This window comes from Nocardioides sp. NPDC057577, assembly GCF_042801335.1.
Taxonomy (GTDB): domain Bacteria; phylum Actinomycetota; class Actinomycetes; order Propionibacteriales; family Nocardioidaceae; genus Nocardioides.
Window position 1 is genome coordinate 20,454 of record NZ_JBHVGB010000067.1, and the last position, 7,105, is coordinate 27,558.

General features: G+C 70.8%; 7 protein-coding genes. 2 read left to right on the forward strand and 5 right to left on the reverse strand.

The features are described from left to right. Positions 1-8: 8 nt before the first annotated feature. Positions 9-1,889, reverse strand: a complete 1,881-nt coding sequence (gene dnaG / locus ACFU7D_RS15075; protein WP_378868317.1) for a DNA primase — start codon at positions 1,887-1,889, stop codon at positions 9-11. 48 nt (positions 1,890-1,937) lie between these two features. Here dnaG and ACFU7D_RS15080 point away from each other — a divergent pair, with 48 nt between their 5' ends. Further along, positions 1,938-2,612 (forward strand): class E sortase, encoded by a 675-nt coding sequence (locus ACFU7D_RS15080; protein WP_378730203.1) that lies wholly within the window; start codon positions 1,938-1,940, stop codon positions 2,610-2,612. On the opposite strand, the gene ACFU7D_RS15085 is transcribed toward ACFU7D_RS15080, so the two are convergent. From ACFU7D_RS15085 to ACFU7D_RS15100, 4 genes are read right to left on the reverse strand one after another with little or no spacing between them, the layout of a single operon-like run. Further along, entirely contained in the window at positions 2,609-3,403 is a 795-nt protein-coding gene (locus ACFU7D_RS15085; RefSeq protein WP_378868319.1) for a carbon-nitrogen hydrolase family protein, read from the reverse strand. The genes ACFU7D_RS15080 and ACFU7D_RS15085 overlap by 4 nt on opposite strands. Positions 3,404-3,445: 42 nt before the next feature. Then, positions 3,446-4,378 carry a 2-hydroxyacid dehydrogenase gene (locus ACFU7D_RS15090; protein WP_378868322.1) on the reverse strand — a complete coding sequence of 311 codons (933 nt, stop codon included), beginning with the start codon at positions 4,376-4,378 and terminating at the stop codon, positions 3,446-3,448. A gap of 8 nt (positions 4,379-4,386) precedes the next feature. After that, positions 4,387-5,631, reverse strand: a complete 1,245-nt coding sequence (locus tag ACFU7D_RS15095) for a deoxyguanosinetriphosphate triphosphohydrolase (protein WP_378730209.1) — start codon at positions 5,629-5,631, stop codon at positions 4,387-4,389. A gap of 27 nt (positions 5,632-5,658) precedes the next feature. Then, the gene (locus ACFU7D_RS15100) at positions 5,659-6,120 is read right to left on the reverse strand and encodes an Rrf2 family transcriptional regulator (protein WP_378868325.1); all 462 of its coding nucleotides are present in this window, start codon (positions 6,118-6,120) and stop codon (positions 5,659-5,661) included. 80 nt (positions 6,121-6,200) lie between these two features. On the opposite strand from ACFU7D_RS15100, the gene ACFU7D_RS15105 reads away from it, so the two are divergent. Further along, positions 6,201-7,043: an SDR family oxidoreductase gene (locus ACFU7D_RS15105; RefSeq protein ID WP_378868328.1), complete on the forward strand. Its 843-nt coding sequence runs from the start codon at positions 6,201-6,203 to the stop codon at positions 7,041-7,043. Positions 7,044-7,105: the final 62 nt, after the last annotated feature.

A 7,105-nucleotide genomic window follows, 5' to 3' on the forward strand; every position in this document is an offset into this window, starting at 1 on the left:
GCAGGCCGTCACTCGGCGACGAGGTTGCGGAGGCCGCGGCGGTGCTGTTCGAGGGCGGCGAGCTGGGCGAAAAGACGGTTGTAGGCCTCGGGGTCGGCGGCAGCGTCGGAGCGCTGCAGACGGCTCTTCACCTCGGCGATGCGGCGCTGGTCGAGGAGCTCGAGGAGGCGTACGACGTACTGCAGGACGTACGCCGAATCCGGCTCCTTCGCGGACGGGATCGGCTCCACGGCGAGCTCGGCGAGGATGCGGCTCACGAGCGGGTCCGTGGCGGCGGCACCGAGCTTCTGGGCCCAGCCGGCGTTGCCGGTGCCTGCGCCAGGACCACCGAGGCCGGCGATGATCTCCCACAGGGCTCGGTAGAGGGGGTGGGTGAATGCCTCGGGGGTGATCTCGCCGGTAGTGCGCCCCAGCGCGACAGGGTGCTGCACGAAGAGCTTCAGGGTCTCGCGCTCGACCGTGAAGCGCGGCTCGCGCGGGTGCGGCATGGGCGGGCGCTGCGGCGCGGCAGGCGCCTCCGCAGGGGCAGCCTCCCGCCGCGTCGGAGCAGCCGAGGGCGCGGGGCGGCCGGCGGCGCGGCGTACCTCGCGGGCGGCTTCGTCGGGATCGACGCCGAGGAAGCGGGCCAGGTCGCGGGTGAAGCCCATCTTCTTGGACTCGTCCCGGACGGAGGCGACCAAGGGCGCCGCCTCGCGCAGCGCGTCGATACGGCCGTCGGCACGGTCCAGGTCGTACTTCGAGGCGACGTTGCGCAGCACGAACTCGTAGAGCGGGACGCGGTTGGCGAGAAGATCGCGGACCGCCTCGTCGCCCTTCTTGATCCGGAGGTCGTTGGGGTCGAGGCCGTCGGGCTCGACGGCGACGTAGGTCTGGGAGGTGAAGTTGCCGTCGCCCTTGAACGCCTTCAGCGCCGCGGCCTGGCCGGCGGCGTCGCCGTCGAAGGTGAACACGACCGCGCCGCGCAGCTGCTGGTCATCGGAGATGAACCGGCGCAGCACCTTCGCGTGGTCGTCGCCGAACGCGGTGCCGCAGGTCGCCACGGCGGTGGTGATCCCGGCGAGGTGGCAGGCCATCACATCGGTGTAGCCCTCCACGATCACCGCCTCGCGGGTGCGGGCCATCTCCTTGCGGGCCAGGTCGATCCCGTAGAGGACGTGCGACTTCTTGTAGATCGGCGTCTCGGAGGTGTTGAGGTATTTCGCCTCGATGCGGTCGTCGTCGAAGAGCCGGCGCGCACCGAAGCCGATGACGTCCCCACCCGACTCCCGGATCGGCCACATCAGCCGGCCGCGGAACCGGTCGTAGTGCGAGCGCCCGTGCGCTACCAGCCCCGCGGTCACGACCTCCTCGTCCGAGAAGCCGCGCGCCCGAAGGTGGCGATAGAGGTCCTCTCCCCCGCGCGGCGAGAACCCGACCCCGAAGTGCAGCGCCGCGTCGCGGTCGAAGCCCTTGTCGGCGAGGAACTGCCGCGCGACCACGGCGTCGGGGGTCAGCAGCTGCTCGGCATAGAACTCGGCGGCGACCTTGTGGGCCTCGACCAGCTTGCCGCGCCCGGGACCACGACGGACCGGTGCGTCGTCGCCCTCCTCGCGCTGGACCTGCACACCGACCTTGTCGCCGAGCCGCTCGACCGCCTCGAAGAAGCTCAGTCCCTCGAGCTTCATCACGAAGTCGATGACGTCGCCGCCCTCTTGGCAACCGAAGCACTTGAAGAAGCCCCGCGACGGGTTCACGTTGAAGGAGGGCGACTTCTCGTCGTGGAACGGGCACAGGCCCTTGTAGGTCCCCGGGCCCGCGCGGCGCAGCGTGACGTACTGGGAGACGATGTCGTCCAGGCGTGCCTTCTCACGCACCTCTTGGATGCTCGTCTCCTTGATGCGGCCCGCCACACCGCCAGATCCTACGGTGCGGCGGATCGGGCTGAGATGCTTGACCCGATGTCTACCTATACAAAGCCGCGGCGCACTGCCCGCCGGGCTTCCTTCTGGCTCGGCCTCGCCATGGTCGTTGCCGGGGTAGGGATTCTCGGGTACCTGGCCTGGACGGTCTACGGCACCACATTTCTGAGCAAACAGCACCAGCAGGACGCGGCCTCGAAGCTCGAGGCCGCCTGGGGCTCGGGGCACACCGAGGTGAGCACCGAGTTCGGGTCCGCAGAGGCCATCATCGAGATCCCCCGCCTCGGCGCGGACTATCGGATCCCGATCTTCGCCGGCACCTCCGACAAGGTCCTGGGCGCCGGCCTCGGCCACTTCTCCGGCACCGCGGGTCCCGGCGAGGTCGGCAACTTCGCGCTCGCCGGGCACCGGATCACCCACGGCGAACCGCTGCGCGACCTCCCCGAGCTCCGCGAAGGCGATGAGATCCGCGTCCTGACCAGGGAGAAGACGTACGTCTATGCCCTCACCAGCAATGGCGGGGACCTGATCGTGCCGTTCACCTCGGTGTGGGTCACCGACCCGCTTCCCGACAACCCCGAGCGTGGTGGCGTGGAGCCCGAGCAGGTCGAGGGCCAGGCACTGATCACCCTCACCACCTGCTCGGAGCTCTTCCACACCGACAACCGGATGATCGCCTTCGGAAAGCTGGTCTCCGAGGAGCCGACCCCCTAGAGCAGGAGCGTACGCCGCGGCCCGAGGTCCGCGCGGCGGTCGGCCCACATCCGCTGGTCGTCCCGCACCCGCGCGACCTCGGCCGGGTCGATGGTGGCGACGACCATGCCCGGGGTGGCGTCGTCGAGCCGCTCGATCGGCCGGCCGAGCGGGTCGTAGACCGCGGAGCCGCCGATGAAGTCGAGCGGTCCGCCGACGAGACCGGCGAAGGCGACGTACATCGAGTTGTCCAGCGCCCGGGCGGCATAGTGCAGGTCACGCCGGTGGCCGCCGCCCGGGAAGTAGGCACCGGTGTTGAGATAGAGGATCGCGCCGTCGGCGGCCGCCGCGGCGGCGTGCTCGGGGAAGTTGGCGTCGTAGCAGACCGACAGCGCCACCCGGACGCCGTCGATCTCGAGCGTCATGCCGTGCTCACCCGGCTCGAAGCGACCGACCTCCGGCGGGAACAGGTGCTGTTTGTCGTACGCCGCGACCGGCTCCTCCCCCGGCGCGATGACCAGGCTGGTGATCCCCCGCCGTCCGGCGTAGGCGAGGGGCGAGTTGAGCACGAGCACCGCGCCGGTCTCGGCCACCGCGGCCCGCACCGGCGCCAGCCAAGCGGTGTCGTCGAGCGAGGGCAGCGGACCGCCGTCGAAGGCGTCGAGGTCCCACGAGGTCGTGAAGGTCTCGGGCAACGCGACCAGGCGCGCGCCCTTCGCGGCCGCCTCGCGGACCCGGTCCGCGGCCGTCGCCACGTTGGCGGTCACGTCGCCGGGCACCGCCGTCTCCTGGACTACTGCTATCTGAAGCACACCTGTGGCCCTCCGTTGTCGGGGTAGTCCGAAATGGCCACCTCAGTAGTCGCGAGACATCACGTTCGCGAGCGGCTCGCCGGCGGCGAACCGCTCGAGTTGCTCGCGTACGACCCGGTAGGCGCGGGGCCACATCGCGCTCGACGCCCCGCCGACATGCGGGGTGATGAGCAGGTTGGGCGAGCTCCACAGCGGGCTCTCCGCCGGGAGCGGCTCCGTCTCGGCGACGTCGATCGCCGCATGGATCCGCTTCGTGGCGAGCTCGGCGACCAGGTCGTCGGTGACGACGACGCCACCGCGGGCGACGTTGACCAGCAGCGCGCCGTCCTTCATCCGTCCCAAGAGCTTCCGGTCGACCAGGCCGCGGGTCTCGTCGGTGAGCGGCGTGGCCAGCACGATCACGTCGGCCTCGGGCACGAGCGTGTCGAGCTCGTCGAAGCCGTGCACACCCTCCCGCGCGGTCCGTGCGACCCCGACCACCTCGGTCTCGAAGGGAAGCAGCCGCGCCTCGATGGCCCGGCCGATCGCTCCGTACCCGACGATCAGGACCCTCTTGTCGGCCAGCGACGGGAACCAGCCGGGCCGCCAGGTGTGCTCGTCCTGATGGCGTACGTGCCCGGGGATGCCCCGCAGCGACGACAGGACCAGCGTGACGGCGAGCTCGGCGGTCGAGGTGTCGTGGATGCCGCGGCCGTTGCAGAGGGTCACCCCCGCGGGGATGTGGCCGCGGGCGGCGTCGACCCCAGCGGTGAGCAGCTGCACCACCTGGAGCGAGGTCATCTGGCTGACGACGTCGAAGATGCGCGAGCCGAGCATGTAGGGCGGCAGGTAGAAGGCCACCTCACCCACCGAGTCCGGCACCTTCACCGCGCCGTCGGTGAAGCGGGTGTGGTCGAAGAGCTCGAAGCGGAGACCTGCGGGCACCTCGCCCAGCTCGGACGGGTCGAAGGGCAGCCAGACGAGGGGATCGCTCACGGGCCAGATCATAGGCGCCGGCAGAGCCGTTCGTGCCAGGCCAGCGCGGTGAGGTCGGTCAGCGAGGCGACCTGGTCGATCACGACACGGAGCCGGGCGGAGTCGTCGGCCGCGGCGTGCCAGTCGTCGGCGAACTGCCGGTCGAGATCGTCCGGCCCGGTGGAGACGAGGTGCTCGAGAAGCTCGCCGAGCAGGCTGCGCTGGCGATCCATCTTCACCGCCCGCTCGTCGGTTCGCATCACGTAGTGCGCCGCGATCCCCTTCAGCAGCGCGATCTCCAGGCGGGTCTGCTCCGGCACCACCAGCTCGGCGCCGTAGCGGACGTAGGGACCGCCGCCGGCGGCGTACGTCGCCTCCCGCACCGCCCCGCAGAACCTGCCGATGACGTCGGAGGTCAGGTTCTTGAGCATGGCCCGGGACCGACGAGAGGCGTCGTACGCAGCGCCCTCGGGGACCCAGCAGCCGGCGGCGCTCAGGTCGGCGATGGTCGAGACCGCGAGAGCGCGGTCGAAGCCCGGGACGTACCAGTCGGACACGGTCGCGGCGACGCCGTCGAGGTCGAGGCGGGCGAGGTCGATCTTGCCGGCGACGATGCCGTCCTCGACGTCATGGACGGAGTAGGCGACATCGTCGGAGAGGTCCATGATCTGCGCCTCGACGCACTGCCGCTGACCGGCGTCCGCGGCGCGCAGCCAGGTGAAGACGGGCAGGTCGTCCTCATAGACCCCGAACTTCGCGCCCTTCCGCTCGCCGAAGCCCCACGGATACTTCGTGCAGGCATCCAGCGTCGCCCGGGTCAGGTTGAGCCCGACCGAGCGCCCGTCGGCGTCGAATGTCTTCGCCTCGAGCCGGGTCAGGATCCGCAGCGTCTGGGCGTTGCCCTCGAACCCGCCGATGCCCTTCGCCTGCTCGGCGAGCACGTTCTCACCGTTGTGCCCGAACGGTGGGTGCCCGAGGTCGTGCGCGAGGGCCGCGGTCTCGGCGATGTCGGGCTGTGGCGAGTCCGGCCCGTTCAGGGCACGGGACAGGTCCCGCGCGACCTGGGCGACCTCGAGCGAGTGGGTCAGCCGGTTGCGTACGAAGTCATCGGCCTGCGGCCCCACGACCTGGGTCTTGGCCGCCAGCCGTCGGGTCGAGGCGGCATGCACCACGCGGGCCCGGTCGCGCTCGAACTGCGTACGCTCCGGCGCGGCCACGCGCTTGGGCGGCTCGGCGACGATTCGCTCGCGGTCGGCGGCCCCATATAGCTCCACAGTCCGAGAGGCTATCGCTGCCCGAACTCAGGGCAGAAGCCCGGCGTAGTCCGCCGGGTCGAAACCGGAATCGTCGAGCACGTCGCTGAGCGAGATGCCTTCTAGCTCGGCCAGGACGGCCTTGGCGACGCGGCGGTCGAGGTCGGTCAGCACTCCCTGGATGCTGGCCCCGACCGGGCAGGCGGGATTGGGCCCGTGGATGCCGAGGACCGGGTCATCTCCCTGCAGCACCTGCCACACCTGGGCGAGGTTGACCGCCCCGGGCTCCGCGTCCAGCTCCCATCCCCCGTGAGCACCCGGACGCGATCGGACCAGACCCGCCGTGCGGAGCGGCCCGAGGACCTTGCGTACGTGGACGGGGTTGACGTCGGTGCTGCCCGCCAGCTCGTCGGAGCTGACCGGGGTCGTGCGGCCCACAGCAGCGCTCGCGGCGAGGTAGGTCAGGACATGCACGGCCACCGCGAAACGGGTGTTCGTCGGTGTGGCCATGCCCCTATCTTGCCTTATTGCCATCGCTATGACTACATTTATGTAACCGTCATCGCTGTGACTACAGATAGGAACTCTCCATGAGCATCGCCATCACCGGCGCCTCCGGCCAGCTCGGTCGCCTCGTCGCCGACCAGCTCCTCACCACCGTCGACCCCGCCGAGGTCGTGCTCCTCACCCGCGACCCGGCCAAGCTCTCCGACTACGCCGAGCGTGGCGCCGACGTCCGAGCCGCCGACTTCGGCAAGCCCGAGGAGCTCGTCGACGCCTTCTCCGGCGTCGAGCGCGTGCTGCTCATCTCGACCGACGTCGTCGGAGCCCGGGTCGAGGGCCATCGCGCCGCCATCGACGCCGCGGTCAAGGCGGGCGTACGCCACATCGCCTACACCTCGGTGCCCGAGCCGACCGCCGACAACCCCGCCGGCGTCGTCCCCGACCATTCCGCGACCGAGGACGCGCTGCGCGAGAGCGGCCTGGCCTGGACCATGCTGCGCAACAACCTCTACGCCGACATGCAGGTCGACGCCGTGGCCCAGGCCGCCGCGACCGGGCAGCTCGTCACCAACATCGGCGACGGCGGCGCGGCCTACGTCACCCGCGCCGACTGCGCGGCCGTCGCCGCCGGGGTCCTGACGAGCGAGGGACATGAGGGCAAGGCGTACGACGTGACCGGCTCGCACGCCTACACCGCGGCCGATCTGGCCGAGCTCGCCACGCAGAGGTCCGGCAAGCCGGTCGAGGTTGTCCAGGTCGACGACGAGGCCTACACCGCCGGCCTGGCCTCCGCCGGGCTCCCGGACTTCATCGCCCCGCTGCTGACCTCGTTCGGCACCGCGACCCGCCTCGGCAAGCTCGCCACCGTCACCGACGTCGTCGAGCAGGTCGGTGGCCGCAAGCCCACCCCGCTGAGCGCCCTGGTCTGAACGCTCAGCCCCGCCGAGTCGGCGCGTTCTGACGAAGAATCACGCCGAGTCGGCTCGTTAGA